Genomic DNA, 20,767 nt, shown 5'->3' with positions numbered 1-20,767 from the left:
GATGAAAGAGACAATCAGCCCCTGAAGCCGGCGGACGGGGCAATAACCTTCGCTGAGTCTTCAGTCCCGCCGACAACCTGCCCGGGGAAGGAAGGAGAAAACTTTCCGAAGGGAGACCTTGGAATCCGCCGGTGCTTGCTGAGGTCTTACACGAAGCTAGCATCCGCTGCGCATTCCACAAGCGGGAGCGAGTCCCCGCAGAAATTTTTTCTCCTGGATTCCCCCTCACCACATCCTGCCAACCGGGACTGAAGACTCATAAACACCCTCCCACTCCCCCGTCCGCCTCCTTACAGAGGCGTCCTCGCATCTCAACTAACATAAAAGCACACTTTATCCCCGCTCGGACAAAGTGCGCTTTTCACTTACATCTTATACTTATTTAAAATACTTCACTCCAGACTCAAACACTTTCATATCCTGATCACCGTAGATATTAACGGCAACGCCGTCTCCGCGTCTCTCCGAATGGCCCATCTTACCAAAGATACGGCCGTCCATGCTGGTAATACCCTCGATTGCCATGTAAGACCCGTTCGGGTTCCACTCCTCATCCATCGTCGGGTTGCCGGCAAGATCCACATACTGTGTCGCCACCTGTCCGTTTGCGTAGAGGGTGTTTATCCATTCGTCGCTTGCCACGAAACGTCCCTCACCGTGTGACAGAGGATTTACATATACGCCGCCAAGTTCTGCTTCCTGAAGCCACGGGGACTTGTTGGATACAACTTTTAGGCTTGCCATCCTGGAGATATGGCGTCCGATATTGTTCATTGTAAGGGTCGGTGAATCCGCCTTCTGAGGCTCAATCTTTCCGCCCGGAAGGAGACCCAGCTTAATCAGGGTCTGGAAACCGTTGCAGACGCCTAAAATCAGGCCGTCGCGCTCGTTTAACAGCTTCTCGATCTCTTCCTGCATCACCGCGTTTCTGAATACGGTTGCAAAGAATTTAGCGGAACCTTCCGGCTCGTCTCCGGCTGAGAAACCGCCCGGGAACATGATGATCTGGGACCGGCTGATTGCTTTCTTATATTCCTCGATGGACTCGCGGATATCGGAAGCGCTCATGTTGCGGAATACTTTTACAATCGCATCCGCACCGGCGCGCTCAAACGCTTTCGCGCTGTCGTATTCGCAGTTTGTACCAGGCATAACCGGAATAAACACGGTTGGTTTTGCCACTTTATTCTTGCAGATATGAACGCAGTCCGCCTTATAAAGCTCATTTCTCACTTCCGTCTGTTTTACGCCGGAGCTGGTCGGGAATACTTTTTCAAGTGTTCCGGTCCACTGATTCAGTGCCTCGTCCATGGTAATCGCGGCGCTGCCGTATTCAAATACCGCTTTGTCCGTCACTTCACCAATCACGGTATAGGAGATGGAGAGTTCACCCACTTTTCCGTCAGGCACTTCGCATACGATATTACCCCAGCCTGGTGCAAAGAAGTCTCTCGGATCCAGGTTGTGCTCAACTTTTACACCCAGCTTGTTGCCGAACGCCATTTTGCTCACCGCCTCGGCGATGCCGTGGCCCTCCACCGCATAGGCGGAAATAATCTTTCCGGCCTCCATGTCCTTATAAAGTTTCTCATAGCCGTCCATAATCTGGCTGTATACAGGAAGGTCGTACTTGTCTTTTTCGATTGTAAACAGGACAATCTTGCTGCCTGCTTTTTTAAACTCAGGAGAAACCACATGCTGTTTATCGGAAATATCCACGGCAAAGGATACAAGTGTCGGAGGTACGTTGATCTCCCCGTGTTCCTCGTCGTTAAAGGTTCCGGACATACTGTCTTTTCCGCCGATAGAAGGAAGGCCGAACCCGATCTGTGCATCATAAGCGCCCAGCAGGGAGGAGAACGGTGTTCCCCAGCGTTTCGGATCCTCGGTCATACGTTTAAAGTATTCCTGGAACGTGAAACGGATTTTTTTGTAATCTCCGCCGTTTGCCACGATCTTTGCAATTGAATCCAGAACCGCATAAACGGCACCGTGGTATGGGCTCCAGCTGGAAAGGTATGGATCATATCCGTAGCTCATCATCGTCACGGTATCGCAGCTTCCCTTTTCCACCGGGAGCTTGGCAAGCATCGTCTGTGTCTCGGTGAGCTGGTATTTTCCGCCGTAAGGCATGAATACGCTGGCAGCGCCGATAGAACCGTCGAACATCTCCACAAGCCCCTTCTGGGAGCATACATTTAAACCGGACAGCATCTTAAGCCAGGTTTCCCTTACATCGCCCACTTCTTTGCGCTCGAAGAGATTTCCCTCTTTTACAGGAACTTCCACGGTAACGGCTGCTTCCTGGTGCGCTCCGTTGGTATCAAGGAACGCACGGCTTAAATCTACAATCGTCTTTCCTCTCCAGTTCATGACAAGTCTCGGGGACTCCGTCACAACGGCGGCCGGAATAGCTTCCAGGTTCTCCTCTTCGGCAAATTTAAGCATCTTATCGACATCTTTCGGATCTACTACAACCGCCATTCTCTCCTGGGACTCGGAGATGGCAATCTCGGTTCCGTCCAGACCGGCATATTTCTTCGGCACGGAGTCCAGGTCGATCTGAAGTCCGTCCGCCAGCTCACCGATAGCTACGGAAACGCCGCCGGCGCCAAAGTCGTTACATTTCTTGATTAAACTGCTCACCTCAGGGCGGCGGAACAGTCTCTGAAGCTTTCTCTCGGTCGGCGCATTGCCCTTCTGAACCTCGGCTCCGCACACTTCGATGGACGCCTCGGTATGAACTTTGGAAGAACCTGTGGCTCCGCCGATCCCGTCGCGGCCCGTGCGGCCTCCCATCAGGATGATGACATCGCCCGGATCGGATGTCTCACGGATTACGTTCTTTCTCGGAGCAGCCGCCATCACGGCTCCGATTTCCATTCTCTTTGCCACATAATTCGGATGATAAATTTCTTTTACATATCCGGTTGCCAGGCCAATCTGGTTTCCGTAAGAGCTGTAGCCGTGGGCCGCATCCGTCACAATCCTCTTCTGCGGAAGCTTTCCGTGAAGTGTTTCAGACATTGGTTTTGTCGGGTCTGCCGCACCTGTCACGCGCATGGCCTGATATACATAGGTACGTCCAGAAAGCGGATCGCGGATCGCTCCGCCAAGACAGGTTGCTGCGCCGCCGAAAGGCTCAATCTCGGTCGGATGGTTATGAGTCTCATTCTTGAAGTTGACAAGCCACTCTTCTTCCTGTCCGTCGATGACAACCGGCACTACGATACTGCAGGCGTTGATTTCCTCGGAAACCTCCATGTCTTCGAGCTTGCCTTCCTTGCGGAGTTTTCTCATTGCCATCAGGGCGAGATCCATCAGGCAGACAAATTTGTCATCACGGCCTTTGAAAATCTCTTCGCGATCGGCCAGATATTTATGGTAGGATGCCTCGATCGGTTCATTGTAATCGCCTTTTGTAAATTCCACATTCTTAAGCTCTGTCTGGAATGTGGTATGGCGGCAGTGATCGGACCAGTATGTATCAAGAACGCGGATCTCCGTCACGGACGGATCCCTCTTCTCCTCGTTTTTAAAATAATTCTGGATATGCTCAAAATCCTTGAACGTCATGGCCAGATTTAAAGAACTGTAAAGTTCTTTGAGGCTGTCCTGTGTAAAACCGCAGAAACCCTCAAAAATCTGCACGTCTTCCGGCTGTTCAAATACGGTTACCAGAGTTTCCGGCTTTTCATTGTTGTTCTCCCTGGAATCCACCGGGTTGATGCACAGTGATTTAACAGCCTCTGCCTGCTCTGCGGTCAGGGCGCCGGAAATAATATAGGTAGTGGCCGACTTAATCACCGGGTTTTCTTCTTCATTTAACAGCTTTACGCACTGCTCGGCAGAGTCTGCTCTCTGGTCGAACTGTCCCGGCAGATACTCTACGGTGAAAATTGTGTCTCCCTCTGCTGACGGGAAACTCTCTTCATATACAAAGTCTACCGGCGGCTCGGAGAAAATGGTAACCAGAGCCTCTTTGTATACCTTCTCTGATACGTCCTCCACGTCATAACGTACTAAGACACGGACATCCGTGATCGTAGTGATCCCCAGATAATTCTCGATCTCCGTGCGCAGTTCCTTAGCCCTTACGGCAAATTCCGGTTTCTTTTCAACGAAAATTCGTCTTACACTCATTAAAGTACCTCCTGTTTTTCTGCTGGCAATTTGTGCGAAAAAAAAGACAGATGCATACTGTCCGGCTACCGTCCGAGCCGCAGCCGCCTTCCGGCCGCAGTATGAAAAGTAACTCTGTCCATCATCTGCCTTAATCATACACAACTTTTATAAATTAGTAAAATTAATATATCTAATATTTTTTATTAACAATACTTATTTGTTTTTCGTTCATTGGCGGCCGGCAAGTGGGACGTGCGGTTGAGTTCCAGAAGCTTTCCAATGCCTGATTTTTCATCGTATCCCACAACGGAGATACTGGCATTCTTGACGATAATCTCCCGCTTCTCCTCCTGGTTTCTCAGAAGGTAGTCGATGAGATAGACCAGGATGCCTCCATGGGCGACAATGCATACGTCTCCTTTACCCAGGGTATTCACAATCCCCAGCATCTGTTCCACAGCACTGCGGCTGCGGTTCATACAGGACTGCCGGAGTTCTCCTCCCGTGGGCGCCGCCCTGGCCGGGTTTTTCTCCCAATTTTTGTAGTCCTCCGGATAATTTTCTTCGATATCCTTCCAGGTTCTGCCTTCCCACAGGCCGAAATCCACTTCCTTCAGCTCCGGCAGCACCGTGACTTCAAGTCCCATCTTCTCCGCCAAGACACCGGCTGTCTGCCTTGCCCTGAGAAGCGGGCTTGAAAAGAGCGCCCGCGCCCGGCAGTCCGCCATAGCCACTGCGAGACATTCCGCCTGTTCCATCCCTGTCTCATTTAACGGGATGTCCGTCTTGCCCTGTATCTTTCCTTCAATATTCCATCTTGTCTGTCCGTGACGCAGTAAGTAAAATTTCATCGCTCCGGCTGCCCTATTCCCCGCTGACGCTCATTGCATCGAGAGTCAGTTTCATGATATCCTTGATCTCTTCCTCCGTCATCTTCATCCGTTCGGCCAGTTCTTCCACCGTAGCCTCCCGGCCCAGTTCCCCGGCCATGCTTGCGGAAATATCCTTGAGGACGTTGACGCGGGCCAGCATCTCTTCCTCGACCCTGTACTCCGAACTCTGGAGTTCCATGGCGTCCTCTATCATCCGTCTGATGCGTTCCTCCGCCTGCCCGTTGAAATCTCCGCCGCTGTACTCCTGCGCAGTGAGCAGAAGCGCGATATTAGCTTCCTGCACCAGATCGTTCATCGTAAGGCCCCTGTCTCTGTACTCCTCGGCAATTTTAACCGCCTGTCCCAGTTTTCCTTCCACCAGACGCTTTACCGCCGCCTGGCTGCCCGCCAGGATTTCATCCAGAAGCCGTTCCTCTTCCTCCGGCGTGCAGGGCGCAACCATCTTCAGTTCGTCCAGATAAAGCCGGTAAAAATCATCCCCTGTCGTAAATTCTCTCTCGCCGTCCGATTCCCCGGCATCTAAAAAATCTTTTAAGCTGTCACTTGCCATTTTTCTAATTCCTTCCTTTAATATTCCTCTTGATTATACGCCCTGTTTCCTCCTAAGACCGCGGTATCCGATATAACATTTCCGCCGCGCTCAGGCATGGAGGCGTCTGATAATCTTAAAAACAATCGCCCTCTCCATTACAAGCGGCTGGGAGTGGGCAAAAAATACAATTCCATCCGTGGGAGCCAGAATCTGGCTTAGCACTTCTCCGCTTCCGGGTTCAATGATCGTTGCCATCAAATCTCCCCGCAGTACCTCGCTCCCCGGCTCTGCTTCCCGGCAAAAGAAACCGGCGCGGTCTGTTTTTACACTGGTCAGATCCTCCTCGCGGATTACACTTGCTATATAGCCGCTGTGGCTGTTATAGCGGATAATTCCCATCCTCGTCAGAAAGCGCAGGACACTGGAGGCAGCCTGCTTCGCAGACGGTTCGTCAATTGACTCCGTGGATGCAGAAAAAACGGTAAATGCATTCGTCCCGTTCATCTGCCAGTTGTAATTCAATGTGGCCGTATCATATGGCGTCGGCTTGCGCATCACCACATAAGGCAGGCCGAAGAGATTGGCCAGTCCCGGATTGTGGTAGCCCGTCTCCATCATGCGGACGTGGGGCGCATAATCTCCCGTCATATAAAGGCTCCCAAACTGTATCCCATAACCGTAATCCTTCACCCTGCCGAAAATGCCGGCGGCCAGCCTCTTCGTCGTCTCGCCGTTCTCATCTCCCGGGAACAGGCGGTTTATATCGGAATTGTCCGTAGACCAGAAGTGTTTACCCACATTCATCGCCGGATGGTTGACCGAGGGGATTACGAGGATCTCATTATCCCCAACAATACCTCCGTGCATCTCTATTTCTTTCAGCATCTTAACCAGGAGCGAGCAGATATAGAGAGGCTGCACCTCGTCGCCCCGGAGCGAACCTACTATGCATGCCGCCTTGCCGCCGTTTTTGCCGAAACGGTAGCCGTAAATATTAAAATCATCCCTGTGGATGTTCTTCATCGAGTAAATCAGCTCGTGTTTCATCAGACAACACCTCCCAGAATCCGGGCAATTAAAGAACCTTCCTCCACCATCGGATAAGCTCTCAGCGTGAAAACCAGCCCGTCACAGGGGGCATACAGCCGCTCCTCCACAGTTCCTTCCAGCGGATTGACAATCTCGCCGATCAGCTCTCCCTTTTTGATGTCGTTCCTGTGTACCACTTTTGAGACGAAAAGCCCCGATTTGCCGGCGTTGACAAAGCCCACTTCCCCGCCAAGCGAAACAATCGGTTCTTTCGGCTCGATCACCGGGCCGTCCCAGATGCCAAGGTCTTTCATCAGGCAGAAGATCCCGTCTACCAACTGGAAACAGAACTTTTCCGTAATTCTCATGCCGACCCCCATCTCTACGACAAGGGTGGGAACGCCAATCATATTTAAAGTATGGGCAAGGGTTGATTCAAGCACGGTGGATGCATGATGGACCCAGACAAACTCCGTATTCAGGCGTCTGGCATATCCAAGGAGGCTGTCGGAAGTGCTCTCATTGAGGCGCACCTGTGGAATTTCCCTGATATAGATATTGCTGGCGTGGACATCGATACACATATCCGCTCCGGCCAGATCCTTCACTATCATGCCGGCCACCAGTTCCGCCACCGAACCGTTGTCGGTCCCCGGAAAAATCCGGTTCATATCCACGTCAAATACAGGAAATGCCCTGGTGATCGTATCCAGTCCCAACGGGTTAAGAGCCGGGTAAATCTCCACCGTCCCTTTCAGATAATGAATCTGTTCCCTGATTCTTCTGTTCAGCTCGTAACAGACATACTGTCCTTCCAGCTCATCGCCGTGGGTCCCCGTCACGACGCAGAACCGTTTTCCTCCGTCCGTACCCTGTTCCGGCGTGATTACATTCTTTCTTATCAGAAGTGTTTCACTGACCGGAAGCTCTAAAGAAGCTACTGTTTTAATCATTTGTGTTTCCCTCTGTAAAATATGATGGCGTGTAAAATGTTACTGTTCAGAACATTTTATCAAAAATAGCGGGGATAGTAAATAGGGATTTGAATTGAGAAATGAGAACGCCGCCGGGATGGTCGGGGACGGGATGGTGAAGGGGAGGTTGTGAGTCTTCAGTCCCGGGGTAAAGGTTGTCGCGGGTGGAGAATCCGGGCAGAAAAAGTTCCTGCGGGAAACGCTTGCGCTCTTTGGCAATGTCATTAAGTTAAGAAATTTATAATTACCATCATAAAGCGATGTATGAAATTCCTCCTTTCATAGGTCGCTTTTTTTCTTGATTTTTTTCTTGAAATCGCAAAAAACACTTGACATCTTTATAAAAATGTGCGGCGAAGCCCTTAATTATAAATTATCTTTAGGAGGTTTCGTTTATGAACCAGGCACTGATTGCAAAAAATACGCTTTTCCAAATCATCCGCTCTATGGCCGCTTCCCCGGCTCCTTATGTTTTGAATCCGGATAAGGATTTTACCAGGAACCGCATCCTTGACTTCTTCACCACCATGAGATTTACTCTTTCCATGCAGGCTTCTCCCTTAAAAAAAGAGCTTCTGGACTTCTTTGACTATCAGGCGGATACCGTCTCTCCCTCCGCTTTAATCCAGCAAAGAAAAAAGATACGCCTGAAGGCTTTTTATCACCTTCTTTATCAGTTTAACCAGGCCTTCCTCTCTTCTTCCTACCGTGGACACCAACTCCTGGCCTGCGATGGTTCTGTTTTGAATGTCCCCCTTGACCATGTCCCGGGAAATGAAGCCTACTCTTATTCAAAGCGCGAGACCCAGAAGGATTACTATCAGCTTCATATCAATGCCCTTTATGATTTATGCAATTACTGTTATACCGATTTGATCATCCATCCAAGAAAAGGGCACCATGAGGTCCAAGGCCTCTGCGAGATGTTGGAACGCCGGGATTTTACTCCCGGTTCGATTCTGATCGCTGACCGCGGCTATGAGGCCTACCGTCTCTTTGCCCAGATTGAACAAAAAGAGCTTTTCTATCTCTTCCGGGTCAAGGACGGCAATACCGGGGGGATTGTAAAGGGCTTTCCACTCCCGAAAGAAAAGGATGCCCAATTCGACGAAACCTTTACCCGGATTTTTACCTGGCGCAAAAACGAGTATATCCGAACCCATCCGGAGCTTTACAAAATCGTTACCCATGGCAACTCCCCCTATTTTCTCAACAAGGAGCGGCCGCAGTTTAAAATGACCTTGCGGATTGTACGGTTTGAAGTATCACCGGGCATTTATGAGTGTGTCATCACCAATCTCCCAAAAAAAGAGTTTCCTCCGGAAGAGTTAAAAGAACTCTATCGGATGCGTTGGGGAATCGAAACTTCCTTCCGGGAATTGAAATATGCCATTGGCCTTTCCAATCTCCATTCAAAAAAGGTGGAGCTCATCCAACAGGAAATCCTGGCACGGGTCATCCTGTATAATTACTGCGAGATCGTCATTGCCGCTGTGATCGTCGAGAAAAAAGGTACGAAATATCAATACCAGGTTAACCACACAATGGCCATCCATATCTGCCGTAATTTCCTGAAAGGTCACTTCCAGGGAGCTCCACCTGATGTAGAAACACTGATCGCGAAAGAACTGCTGCCAATCCGCCCGAATCGGAGCTTTCCCCGGAAGGTAAGCTATCATCCCGCAGTAAAATTCAACTACAGAGTTGTCTAATATCCCCTTCATTATAAGACAGAAACCAGGCAGATGGCAACCTGCCTTTTTGTGGTGCCATAAAAAGGCAGCGCTTGACCTTCCGAAAGAAAATCCATTACATAGGCGGAATCAAAATCTCTTAACTTAATGACATTGCGCTCTTTGGAGTACATAGCGGACACTAACCTCGAAAACACCTCGGTAAGTGCCGATGAACTCCCAGGTTCCCTCCGGAATCTTTTTCTCCCTCCCCACAGGCAGGTTATGGCCGGGACTGAAGACGCGTTTGGGTATCGCCATTCCCAGCCCCGGCCTGCGGCCGCTGATCTGTTCTATTGGTTCAGTGGAATCCTTTTGTTATCACTGTAAAAATAACGTGCTTACATCCAGCGGGTCCTCTATCATGCCGGCTTCCAGCATGAAATCGGCTGTTTTCTGGAATCCTTCTCTGTCTTCGTCGCTGATTTCCATTGAGAAATCGTAGTATTCATACATTTCACGAGCCGCCTCTTCGTCCAGGTCCAGTTCCTGGGCCGCTATTTTCAGGGCCTCGTCCTGATTTTCTGCGATGAATGCGGCTATTTTCTGCTGGGCTTCCATAAAGCGGTCGATGACATCCCTGTGCTGTTCATAGAAGTCTGCCCTTACCGCTACGGCTATGATGGCTTTGATAAGGCCCTCGCCGTCGGTTACGAGATGATATCCCTGCTGATCCGCCTGATAAGCCGCTGCGCCTGCAACCAGAGCCGCGTCGACGCTGCCTCCGTCCAGGCCAGCCTTGGCATCGGGGATGGACATGTTCACATAGTTGACATCGTCAATCGTCAGTCCTCCGGAAGCCAGGTAAGATACGAGAAGTTCATGCAGATTGGTTCCTGCAGGCCCCGCCACCGTCTTTCCCTTCAGGCTCTCCGGCGTGCTTATGGCCTCATCTTTTGAATAAAGACGGAAAGCCTCGGGTGAGCGGCTGTACATGTTGAGAACCTTGATATCGGCCCCGTTTGCAGCGGAGAGTACCACCGAGGTGGCGCCAACCGCATAGAGAATCTGTACATCGCCGGAAGCCAGAGCCTGTGTCTGATCCGCGCCGGAATTAATCTCCGCATACTCCACCGTGATTCCCATATCCTTAAAACTGTCGGCGAACATATTTTCATGCTTCTCAACGATCGTAGGAATATTGAGAGGGGACGTCACATAGGTGAGCACCAGTTTGTCAAGTCCTGAGCCTTCTTTTGCCGCCAGGCTTTCCTCCGATGTGCTCTGATTTGCCTGTGTCCCGGCCTGCGCCGTTTCCGTTGCGGAGCCGGAATCTGCTTTTGCGCAGCCGGCCAGCCCCATCGCCCCCATGCATACTGCAAGTCCTAATGCCATAAATCGTTTCATAAATCAGTTTCCTCCTGTTTCTTCTGTGTTTAAGTTATTGATAATTTCTCTTTTCAGGGAAATAAATGAATCGTCTAAAAGGTTCCGTTCCCCTGCTGTTTCGGGAACCGGGCACCGGGCCTTTACAAGACCTTTTTCAATGATCACGATCTCATCTCCCAGGATCAGAGCCTCGTCGATACTGTGGGTCACAAACAGAATACTGCTTTTCTTATTTTTCTGGACCCGCAGAAGCTCTTTCTGCATCTGTTCCCTGGTAAAATAGTCAAGGGCCGCAAAAGGCTCGTCCATCATAATGAAAGACGGCCCATATGCAAGAGCCCTGGCAATCGCGGTCCTCTGCTGCATTCCTCCCGACAGTTGTGCCGGATACGCTTTTTCAAACCCCGTAAGGCCGACCGAGGCGATGATGTCCGCCGTCTTTTTCTTGTCCTTTTCCTTCTTCGTAAGTCCAAACGTTATATTGTTCTGCACCGTAAGCCAGGGCATGAGCCGGGGTTCCTGAAAGACAAACGCCGTCCTGTGGGATTCCCCATATCTTATCTCTCCCTGATCCGCCTCTTCAAGACCTCCGGTAAGGCGCAGAAGTGTCGTCTTTCCGCAGCCGCTCCGACCCAGGATGACGGTAATCTTCTTTTCCGGTATTTTCAGGCTGATGCCGTTCAGAACCCGGACGGCCCTGTCTTCCACCAGATATTGTTTATGTACGTCAATCAGTTCAATTCCAGCCATTGTCACAGGATCCTTTCAAAAATTTACTGATTACAAGGGCAAAAAGCCGGTCGGTCGCATACCCCACCGCCCCGATCACCAGAATTCCCACAATCACTTTATCCGTCCTGGACATCTGCTGGGCAAACAGGATCATATGCCCCAGCCCGGTGGAAGCCGCAACCATCTCTGCTCCGATGATAGCCCTCCAGCTGTAGCCCAGACCAACCCGCATGCCGACCAGGATATCGGCCGAAGCATAGGGAAGCACGATCCTCAGAAACTTGCGTCCCCGGGAATAACCGAACATATCCCCGACCTCCAGAAGTTTTCTGTCACACCCGGTAAATCCCTTGACGATGCTTAAATACATCGGGAAAAAGGAGGCCAGTACGATAATAACGGTCTTCGTGGTTTCCCCGATGCCGCACCAGAGAATTAAAAGCGGTATCATACTGAGCGGCGGCACATTGCGGAAAAACTGCACAATATATTCGTAGTACCTGCCGGAGCCCGGCAGCATCGCCCGCACCATCCCAAGTAAAAAAGCCAGCAAAAATGCAATGGAAAATCCCTTCATAACACGGATAAAACTGATCGTAATGTCCTCCCGCAGTTCCCCGTTTAAAAGCATCTTGTAGAAGCTCTGCAATACCCTGGAAGGCGGAGGAAGCACATAAGAGCTAAGCAGCCCTGACCTGCACACGGCATCCCAGAGGAGCAGGACCGCTAAAATCCCCGCCGCGGCAGCCAGAGCATTTTTCGCCTTATCTTTCATGCATTTCACTCTCCTTTTAAAACCTCTGTGTCCTCTTTATATCTTCTTTTTCACGCACTTCTCTTACCACGCCGTCTCCATTGTGGCACCCCCTGTCGCAATACAGCATCTCCACGAGGACAGTTTTCCTGCCGCCCGGATGTTCCATATAATTCTCTATAGTTTCCTTTCCCGTCAGACTTTCAATCTTTCCCTCCAAACCGCTGAAAAATCCGAGCGGAATGGGACTGGCCTCTGGCAGCCGTCCTTCGGGCCATTCTTCCATCTCCTTCAGAAAATCATTCCATGTCATAAAACGTGTATGTTTAAGCCCCAGGGAATTCCCCATATCAGCAAGGGAACGGCATGGAGTTGTAATAATCTTTTCTCCATCTGAAAACTCTTTACGGCCACTGATTTCCCTGGCACAGTGAATCAGGATAGGCTCAATATCCGCCACCTTCATCCCTGCCTCTCTGTCTATGTTCTCCCCCTGCTGCCGCTCACCCTGCACTTCCCTTACCAGCCCGCAGGCCATCGGGCAGCGAGCGTCGGCGATCGTCACTTCGCTCACTTCCACAAGCCTTCTATACTTCTCTCTCACAATACTCCCCCAGTCCGTCTTGCACCTCACCCGAACCAATCCCCTCCGTGCCAGAAAACGTTCCAGCACAGTCTCCTCATACATGCTCTCCGTCACTGGGTTAATCCAAATATAGGTCAACATCATCCTCCTTTCTTTTGTCCTGCATTTTATTCTATGCAAAAAGTTAGTTAAAGCTAACTAACTTATAAAGCATAACAAACGTCTGTTAAAAAGTCAACAATATAATTTTCTTCCCCTGCTGCCGTTCTGCCGCCACAGGCTCTTAAAAACCTCGCCTTATTCTCCCCCCTCTTTATAATTACTGCATTTTCCTGTATTCTTCCATATTTAAACTCATCCTCATCTGTCATGATCCCTCTGCTTTAATTCCGCCGTTTCTCTCATCTTCCAAAATTTCTCAGTATTCATCCGCTTCCCCTCTGTGCTATCATAAAGTATTCCTTCCCCCTTTACTTCCCCTCAAACCTGTGCTAAACTCTAAGCAGCATTATAAGGAGGACTAATAAATGGATATCAATTATGAATTATATAAGGTTTTTTACCACGTTGCTTCCACCCTCAGCTTTTCGGAAGCCTCAAAACAGCTCTTTATTTCTCAATCTGCGGTCAGCCAGTCCATCAAGGTTCTGGAAAAGAAACTGAACCAGACGCTTTTTATCAGAAGTACGAAGCGTGTCCAGCTGACGCCCGAGGGGGAGATTCTGTTAAAACATATAGAACCTGCAATGAACCTGATTAAAAAAGGGGAAAACCAGCTCCTGGAAGCAAATACCCTGAACGGCGGACAGCTCCGTATCGGCGCCAGCGACACAATCTGCCGCTATTTTCTGGTACCGTTTTTAAATGAATTTCACAAAATGTATCCGAATATCCATATCAAGGTTACAAACCGCACTTCGATTGAATGCGCCCGTCTCCTTGAAAACGGACAGGTGGATTTCATTATCACCAATTACCCCAACTCCGGTCTGTCCAACACCCAGAATATTCAGGTCATCCATGAATTTTCAGACGTATTTGTGGCAAATGAGGACTACTTCCCGCTGAAAGACAGAATTATCACGCTGAAAGAACTTCAGTCCTATCCTATACTGATGCTGGATCGGAAAAGTACCACCAGTGAATTTCTCCACAGTATGTTCCAGAAACATCAGCTTGATCTTGTTCCCGAGATTGAGCTCAGCAGCAACGACCTGCTCATCGACCTGGCTAAAATCGGGCTTGGAATTGCTTTTGTTCCCGATTTCTGCATCCCACAGCAGGACGACAATTTCTTTATCTTAAACCTGGAGGAAACCCTCCCCGGACGGCAGCTTGTTGTCGTGCATAATGAGACGCTGCCTATTTCCCAGGCTGCCAGGCAGTTTATCGAACTGTTGGAGGAACATGCCGATGTAGACAAAGAAAAACCGATTGAGTAATCACTTAACCCAATCGGCTTTTTCTGACGTCCGCTTTTCCCATTTACCGGCGGGACCAGAATTCCTCCAGTTTTTTTCTCACCGTTCTAAGCGTCACCCTGCTGCAATCGCTCCATTCTCTGGGAAACAGTTCCCGGTAGTCATTCCTCAGGAACCTGTCGTCCAGAAGCAGGATAATCCCCTTATCGGCTGCCGTCCGGATTACACGGCCCGCCGCCTGCATGACTTTATTCATGCCGGGATACTGATAAGAGAAGGCAAATCCTTCCTGCTCCTCCTCGTCAAAATACCCCTTCAATATCTCCTGTTCGGTACATACCATCGGAAGTCCCGTTCCGACGATAATAGCCCCTATCAGCCTCTCCTCTTTCAGGTCGATCCCTTCGGAAAACAGGCCTCCCATGACGCAGCACGCCACCAGGGAATGATCACGCTCTTTCTCAAATTCCTTTAAAAAATCCTCACGCTCCGAATCACTCATCCTGTTTCCCTGTACCAGCCACTCAATTCCGTCTTCCATTTGATTGTCCATTGATGCCGTTTGGTCCGGCTCATCCGTCTGTTCCAAAATTAAGACGGTATCCTGTTCGCCCCCATCCTGTGTTTCCTCCGCTCCGGATCCTTTTTCCGTATCAAAAACAGATTGCTCCACCTGGACAAAATCTGTAAAATCCGAGGATTTCCATCGGGTATCCACCGTTAATTCGGCTTCCGCCATCAATTCATCGTCTCCGTCCGGTCGCAGGATCCGTCTGCTGTCCACCAGTTCCAGGACACGGTTCATATATTGGTAGGAAGGGAAAAACACGATATAGTTTCCTTTCTTTACTTCCGCCGCCTGGCGGATATATTCCAATATCTTCTTATACTCGGCCCTGTTTCTCCTCGTATAGCGGCTTGTCACATCGGTGGCTGCCAGGAGAAGGCGGTTCTCCTGAGGAAACGGTGAATTGACGTAAACGGTATAATCCTCCTCATCATTGCTTAAAAGCTGTCTGTAATACCTGATGGGAAGAAGGGTTGCCGAGAAGAACACCGTGCTGTTTCCCTGCGCAAGGCATTCTCCGATATGGACGATGGGATTTACACAGAGCAGTTTAATCATAAAGTTTCCGTACTCCGTCAGTTCCGTATAAATACGGTAATGTTCGTCCACCCTCTCATAAATATTAAGGAAGTTTCTCACGCAAAAATAAAAATCCAGCAGCTCCTCCCGCCCGTCATTTCCTTTATAGTCGTCCATAAACTTTTCCAGTACCGAGAACAGGGAGGTCAGCGCCGTCACCAGATGGTCCGCATCGGGCAGGATTTGCCATCCCTCACTGTCGCGTTTCATCTCCAACAGAATTTTATTGACGCGTTCCAACTGCTTTGTAAGGCCGGCAGACTTCTCCTTCACAAGGCGCTTTGCCGCCAGCACATCCTCCTTTATCAGAGCGGCGCTGTACATCTCCCGTGCCCTCGGCACCAGGTTATGGGCCTCGTCAATCAGGAAAATATATTCCCCCTTGGCCCCGTCAGCAAAATAACGTTTAAGCCGCACATCGGGATCAAAAACGTAATTGTAATCACAAATGATCCCGTCCACAAAACTGCTGATATCGAGACAGAATTCAAAGGGGCAGACCTGGAATTTTTCCGCATACCGCAGTATCACGTCTCTCGTTATCCCGAATTCCTTATGGACGATCTCGTAAACCGCATCATTCACCCTGTCAAAATGGCCTTTTGCATAGGGGCAGGCATCCGGGTTGCATTCCGGTTTGTCCAGAAAACAGAGCTTATCCTTGGCCGTTATGGTGACGGAACGGAAATAAAGGCCGCGCTCCCTCAAGATAGCAAAGGCCTCCTCCGCCACCCCTCTTGTGATCGTTTTGGCCGTCAGGTAAAAAAGTTTATCTCCGTGGCCCTCACCAATTGCTTTTAAGCTTGGGAATACGGTGGAAAGCGTCTTTCCAATTCCGGTTGGAGCCTGGATAAAGAGTTTCCGCCTTCTCGCTTCGGTCCTGTACACGCTGACCGCCAGCTCCCTCTGACCTTCCCTGTAGGGAAATGGAAATTCCAGCTCTTTCAGGGATTCATCACGGCGTTTTGCATTGTGGTGCAGGTATCTGGCCCATTTGACATACTCGTGGATCAGGCCCATAAACCATTCCTTCAATTCCTCCGTGGTCTTAATCACCTGGAACCGCCTGATCTCTTCCGTATCCAGATTACAGTAAGTCACCTGTATCGTCAGCTCATCCAGGTTCTCCTGCGAACCGTAAAAATAACCGTAACACATGGCCTGGGCCAGATGGATTTGCACCGCCTCTTCCAGTTCTCCAATGTCCATGTAAACGCCCTTAATCTCATCGATAGTCGCGCGGTTTCCCTCCCGGATAATGCCGTCGGCTCTTCCTTCTACCAGAATTTCAAAGCCGTCCTCCTCCACGGTGCACTTCAGCACCACCTCGGACTGATAGCCGGATCCCATCTTTTTCTGAATCTTCCGGTGGATGCGGCCTCCCGCCAGCATGGCCTCTTTCTGGTCAATTGCGGTCCTTCTGTTATCTATATCGCCGGAGCGCAGGACAAATTCCACCAGGTTCCGCACGGAAACCCGTATCTGCTTCCCTTTCATCTCCATCTGTCCTTCTCCCTCCCGACTGCGTCAATACAAAACATGCCTCTAAATATTGTAAAAAGAAAAAGAGACTGCAGTTTCCTGCAATCCCTTTTCTCAAATTGTATGCAAAAATCAATTAAGCAGCTGTGACGGCTTTTACTGCCATCCTATCAAGAAATGCTTCAAAATCTTTATTCTCTCCGTTATATTCTACTGTCAGTACTCTCGTCATATCAAGGCTCATTACGCCTAAAAGAGATTTGGCGTCAATCACGACGCGGTTATAAAATACATCAATATCGAAATCGCATTTCGTTGCAGCTGCTACAAAATTTTTTGCATCTTCTACAGTTCCTAACATAATTCTTCTCTGTTTCATAATCAAAACTCCTTTAACTGGTGCAACTTATTGCTGATTCAATTAATACTTATAGCATCAATCGCGAATTTTGTCAAATTATATTTGATGGAAAATCGTTTTTTTCCTTTGTACATTATTGACAAAACCTTCCATGTTATACAGGAATTTATAACTAATTTCACAATTCTATTCTCTTTTGTAACTTTTGTTCCCGGAAACTGTTGTGAAGATTATTTTTGATAAGGTTTACAGTTTGCCAAAATTTATAAGATTACATAAAATTTCCAGCTAAACATACGTTCTTATTATAGTCTATTACGCAGACAAGCGCAATCCTTTCCCTTTTCTTTTTTATATATCTCCGTATTTTTCTGTTACAGGCCGGAATGGAAATGGTATTTTTATCAGTGTGTAAAGCTGATACGGTTTGTTTGGGAGCAGCCCCTCAGCAATAGAGCAGGACTGCGTCCAAAGCACAGGGAGCCTGCGGACATGTCACATCCGCAGGCTCCCTGCATTTTCCGTTCGGGGCGGCGTCATCATACACCGTTTGCCCTATTTCATCCTTACAATATGCTGGCAGTAAATATAAAGATTCTTGATCTTTACCGCCTGCTGTCCTTCCTCCCCCAGAACAATCGGCTGGGTGCCGGACGGGGTGACATACAGCTTAAATGCAATCGCATCCTGACCGACATGCAGATGTGCCTCGGGTTCATAATTAAATTTCATCTCTTCAAGTCCGAGATAGGCATACATCACCTTCTCCAGCTCAGGATTTCTGAACACCTGGACTACCTCTTCTTCCGCTTCCCCCTTCATCTCAATAATTGCTTTCGCTTCATCAAACTTCAGATTTGTAAAGCGATACTCGCCATCCCCCAAAATATAAGCCAGCGTACCATTGTCAAGCAATAATAAAGGATCTGATTTCTCCATAAGTCTACCTCCTCTGCCCTGTATGTAACAAGTAGTATCTAACTATAATATAGAGATTACCAGATAATGTCAAATCACTGACAAGAACGTGTCAATATGGGGTACTCAATTCGTAAACAGAGCGCGCAGCTCCGGCATGGGCTGCGGCCCATACGGCTTCATCTAAACCACCGGTCCTGAGGTTATTTCCTGGTTCGTCAACTTTTTTATCTTCTTTTCCATCCGGAGCTGCGTCAAAAACACCCCGACCGCCCCTGAAACAGTGCTGAGCACATTAATCTGCTCCCGGGTCCAAATGCGTTTTTCCCAGCACTGGTCAAAACCGATGAAACCGCTCCTTTTCTTTCTGTCCTTTAACAGGCATTGCAGCATGGAGACAATTTCCTGTGATGCAAGCACATCCTTTGTCCTGCCGGTGAGACCGTTGATGTCCCGGCAGTAGAAAATTCCGTTCTCATCAAACAGTTCATCATACCTGTTGCCATCCGTATACTCCACGTCCTGAAGGAAATCCTTCTGCGGCTTCACCCCTTCATTGCACCATTCAAATGTATTGGAACAGGTTGCGCCGTCCTCGGAATCTTCAAATATATAGACGCGGCTGACCCCAAACTGCCTGCCCACAATCTCCAGAACCTGTGATATGGCTTTGAAAATGTCTTCCTCCTGCTGCAGCACGGTAAATACATACTCACCCAGCGTCTGGTTCCTGTAATCTTCCTGCCCCCTTAGCTCCGCCGGAAGCTGGGCGGCGCTGCGTCTGATGCTGTTCTCCGCCTGCAGGATTGAATGGTAAAATGAACATTGGTTCTTGCCCTTCTCCTTCGCCTTATACAGCGCTAAATCGGCATTTTTATAAAGGGTCTGATAATCACAGCCGTCCAGGGGCGCAAATGCCACCCCGGCGCTGCAGGATAACATGTAGCCGTCGCGTTCAAGGAACTCCTCCATCCGCTCCCGTATCTGTTCAAATTTATCCGATATCACATCCTGGGAACGCGCTCCCGGCATAATCACCACGAACTCATCCCCGCCAATCCGCCCGATAATATCTCCCGAACGGAAGGTGCGTTTCAACAGCAGAGCGATATCGGAGAGAAGAACGTCTCCGCTTAAATGACCATAAACATCGTTAATATATTTGAAATTATCCAAATCGATAATGACAAATGCACAGGGACAGTCTGCGGTGGCTTTTTCAATATATTTACCTCCGAGTTCCGCCGTCGCCGCCTTGTTATATAGGCCGGTCAGCGCATCATGAAGCGCCTTCTCCACCAGCATATCCACATTTCTCTTCTCTTTGTCTATGTCCGAGATGACGCCGATTGCCTTTTTTCTGCTGGCCTGTCTGGTCTCCTGCAGGGCAATCTTAATCCTGCACCACAGATAGGATCCATCGTTCTTTGCTATCCGTATTTCTATTTCACTGACTGCAACATCTCTCTTCATATCACGGACCGCATTCATCAGAATCGGCAGGTCGTCGGGATGGACATGGCTGACGGCAGCCATCGAGCTGACATTCTCTGAAATCGGATAATACCCGAATTTCTTCACCCAGTTGTCGGAAAAGGAAATAGAATCATCGGCCATATTCCACTCGAAGATAATATCATTGGTCTGTTCCATTATGATCCTGTGTCTCTCCAGGCTCAGGCGAAGCTCCTCCAGTACTTTACGGTTTTCGGTGACGTCGGTCAGAATGCAGTAAAATACTTCCTTTCCTTTCCGCTCCACCAGCTGGCCATGGTCTAAGACCGCCATCAGGCTCCCGTCCCGGCAGATTACACGGTACTCGATCTTCTTTGTCTTCCCCCTGGCAAGCTGTTCACATACGGATTTCCATGTTGCTTCCAGATCACCTGGATAAATCAGACGTTTGAACTGATTCTTAAATTCATGTTCCATCTCTTCCCTGGTATATCCGAACATATCAAGAAAGCCACGGCTGTACTGCAGCAAATCCAGATTCTCATTAAATTCACAGCACATAACGCCGCCCGGCACATTTTCCATCAATGCATTCAGGTTTTCGTTCTGTTCTCTCAGTAAAATCGCCTGCTCGTCCAGAAGCCGTATCAAACTTCCTGTGTTGTTCTCCTGCACTGTTCTCGGGAAAAATTCATTTTCTTTCTGGTTTTCACTTCCGGCGGACATATGTATCTGCAAGATCCTGAGTTCCCCGTCCTCTTCCCGGCACAGCAGGGTCATACGGATTCTCTGGCTCTCAAAAATCTCTTCTCTTCCCGTCTCCTGCACCACCAGCGCTCCAAATATTGAGACCGTATTCCCGTCCAGGATTCTCACATTATACTCTTCTTCCACAATGGCAAATGAGCCTGGAAACGACCGGTATTCCTGTTCCAGAAATTCTCTCGCGTTTCTGATTCCGCGCCCAATCTCCTGTTCTCCGGTCCCTATCCATTCCACATCTTCATCCATGCAGGATAAAACCTCCTGCACATTACGCTCCATCAGGTAGGCTCTCTGAAGCCGGCAGACAAATTCTTTTGCTTTCGTCTCAAGTAAAATGTCCATGTCCCCCTTTCCCCATTGTTTCTGTTATCACAAGCATACTGGAAAATCCGGGGCATGTCAAGAAAGCAATGAGGGGGGAAATCATATCAATAACAACAATCATAATGCCATCTTGATTAACATAAATCCCCTTAGGCGGAACTTCTTTTCAGGAACCCAAAAAAAGCTCAGATTCCCTTCTAAAATCAA

The 20,767-nt window shown here is 49.1% G+C and carries 16 protein-coding genes; 2 read left to right on the top strand and 14 right to left on the bottom strand.

Going from position 1 to position 20,767, the window contains the following annotated elements; genetic code table 11:
- Positions 1–378: 378 nt before the first annotated feature.
- From EJL91_RS01285 to EJL91_RS01265, 5 genes are all read right to left on the bottom strand, one after another.
- Positions 379–4,143 carry a phosphoribosylformylglycinamidine synthase gene (locus EJL91_RS01285; protein ID WP_125140156.1) on the bottom strand — a complete coding sequence of 1,255 codons (3,765 nt, stop codon included), beginning with the start codon at positions 4,141–4,143 and terminating at the stop codon, positions 379–381.
- Between the two features lie 185 nt (positions 4,144–4,328).
- Positions 4,329–4,976 (bottom strand): histidine phosphatase family protein, encoded by a 648-nt coding sequence (locus EJL91_RS01280; protein ID WP_125140155.1) that lies wholly within the window; start codon positions 4,974–4,976, stop codon positions 4,329–4,331.
- Between the two features lie 13 nt (positions 4,977–4,989).
- A complete protein-coding gene (locus EJL91_RS01275; RefSeq protein WP_125140154.1) occupies positions 4,990–5,568 on the bottom strand; it encodes a sigma-70 domain-containing protein in 579 nt (192 codons plus the stop codon).
- Between the two features lie 90 nt (positions 5,569–5,658).
- Positions 5,659–6,597 carry a M14 family metallopeptidase gene (locus tag EJL91_RS01270; RefSeq protein WP_125140153.1) on the bottom strand — a complete coding sequence of 313 codons (939 nt, stop codon included), beginning with the start codon at positions 6,595–6,597 and terminating at the stop codon, positions 5,659–5,661.
- Positions 6,597–7,532, bottom strand: coding sequence for a M14 family metallopeptidase (locus tag EJL91_RS01265; RefSeq protein WP_125140152.1), 936 nt, complete (start codon positions 7,530–7,532; stop codon positions 6,597–6,599). The genes EJL91_RS01270 and EJL91_RS01265 overlap by 1 nt, the downstream gene beginning before the upstream one ends.
- Positions 7,533–7,948: 416 nt before the next feature.
- Here EJL91_RS01265 and EJL91_RS01260 point away from each other — a divergent pair, with 416 nt between their 5' ends.
- Positions 7,949–9,265: an IS4 family transposase gene (locus tag EJL91_RS01260; RefSeq protein WP_125140151.1), complete on the top strand. Its 1,317-nt coding sequence runs from the start codon at positions 7,949–7,951 to the stop codon at positions 9,263–9,265.
- A 342-nt stretch (positions 9,266–9,607) separates the two neighbouring features.
- On the opposite strand, the gene EJL91_RS01255 is transcribed toward EJL91_RS01260, so the two are convergent.
- The 5 genes from EJL91_RS01255 to EJL91_RS24460 are packed head-to-tail and all read right to left on the bottom strand — an operon-like array spanning position 9,608 to position 13,058.
- Positions 9,608–10,633 (bottom strand): ABC transporter substrate-binding protein, encoded by a 1,026-nt coding sequence (locus EJL91_RS01255; protein ID WP_125140150.1) that lies wholly within the window; start codon positions 10,631–10,633, stop codon positions 9,608–9,610.
- Positions 10,634–10,636: 3 nt separating this feature from the next.
- Entirely contained in the window at positions 10,637–11,365 is a 729-nt protein-coding gene (locus tag EJL91_RS01250) for an ABC transporter ATP-binding protein (protein WP_125140149.1), read from the bottom strand.
- Positions 11,352–12,122, bottom strand: coding sequence for an ABC transporter permease (locus tag EJL91_RS01245; protein ID WP_125140148.1), 771 nt, complete (start codon positions 12,120–12,122; stop codon positions 11,352–11,354). Before EJL91_RS01245 ends, EJL91_RS01250 begins: the two co-directional genes overlap by 14 nt.
- A 16-nt stretch (positions 12,123–12,138) precedes the next feature.
- Positions 12,139–12,831 (bottom strand): hypothetical protein, encoded by a 693-nt coding sequence (locus tag EJL91_RS01240; protein ID WP_243125201.1) that lies wholly within the window; start codon positions 12,829–12,831, stop codon positions 12,139–12,141.
- 59 nt (positions 12,832–12,890) lie between these two features.
- Positions 12,891–13,058 carry a hypothetical protein gene (locus EJL91_RS24460; protein ID WP_164516727.1) on the bottom strand — a complete coding sequence of 56 codons (168 nt, stop codon included), beginning with the start codon at positions 13,056–13,058 and terminating at the stop codon, positions 12,891–12,893.
- A 156-nt stretch (positions 13,059–13,214) separates the two neighbouring features.
- Here EJL91_RS24460 and EJL91_RS01235 point away from each other — a divergent pair, with 156 nt between their 5' ends.
- A complete protein-coding gene (locus EJL91_RS01235) occupies positions 13,215–14,129 on the top strand; it encodes a LysR family transcriptional regulator (RefSeq protein ID WP_125140147.1) in 915 nt (304 codons plus the stop codon).
- 43 nt (positions 14,130–14,172) lie between these two features.
- Here the strand turns inward: EJL91_RS01235 and EJL91_RS01225 are convergent, their stop codons facing one another.
- From EJL91_RS01225 to EJL91_RS01210, 4 genes are all read right to left on the bottom strand, one after another.
- Positions 14,173–16,758, bottom strand: a complete 2,586-nt coding sequence (locus EJL91_RS01225; protein WP_243125200.1) for an ATP-dependent DNA helicase — start codon at positions 16,756–16,758, stop codon at positions 14,173–14,175.
- 115 nt (positions 16,759–16,873) lie between these two features.
- Positions 16,874–17,116 (bottom strand): HPr family phosphocarrier protein, encoded by a 243-nt coding sequence (locus EJL91_RS01220; protein ID WP_125140146.1) that lies wholly within the window; start codon positions 17,114–17,116, stop codon positions 16,874–16,876.
- A gap of 537 nt (positions 17,117–17,653) precedes the next feature.
- A complete protein-coding gene (locus tag EJL91_RS01215) occupies positions 17,654–18,037 on the bottom strand; it encodes a hypothetical protein (RefSeq protein ID WP_125140145.1) in 384 nt (127 codons plus the stop codon).
- Between the two features lie 162 nt (positions 18,038–18,199).
- Entirely contained in the window at positions 18,200–20,578 is a 2,379-nt protein-coding gene (locus EJL91_RS01210; RefSeq protein WP_125140144.1) for a diguanylate cyclase domain-containing protein, read from the bottom strand.
- Between the last annotated feature and the right edge of the window lie 189 nt (positions 20,579–20,767).

It is taken from the genome of Clostridium transplantifaecale (assembly GCF_900626075.1).
Classification (GTDB): domain Bacteria; phylum Bacillota; class Clostridia; order Lachnospirales; family Lachnospiraceae; genus Otoolea; species Otoolea transplantifaecalis.
The sequence above is the reverse complement of the archived record's forward strand: the minus strand, read 5'-3'. Positions and strand labels throughout refer to the sequence as shown.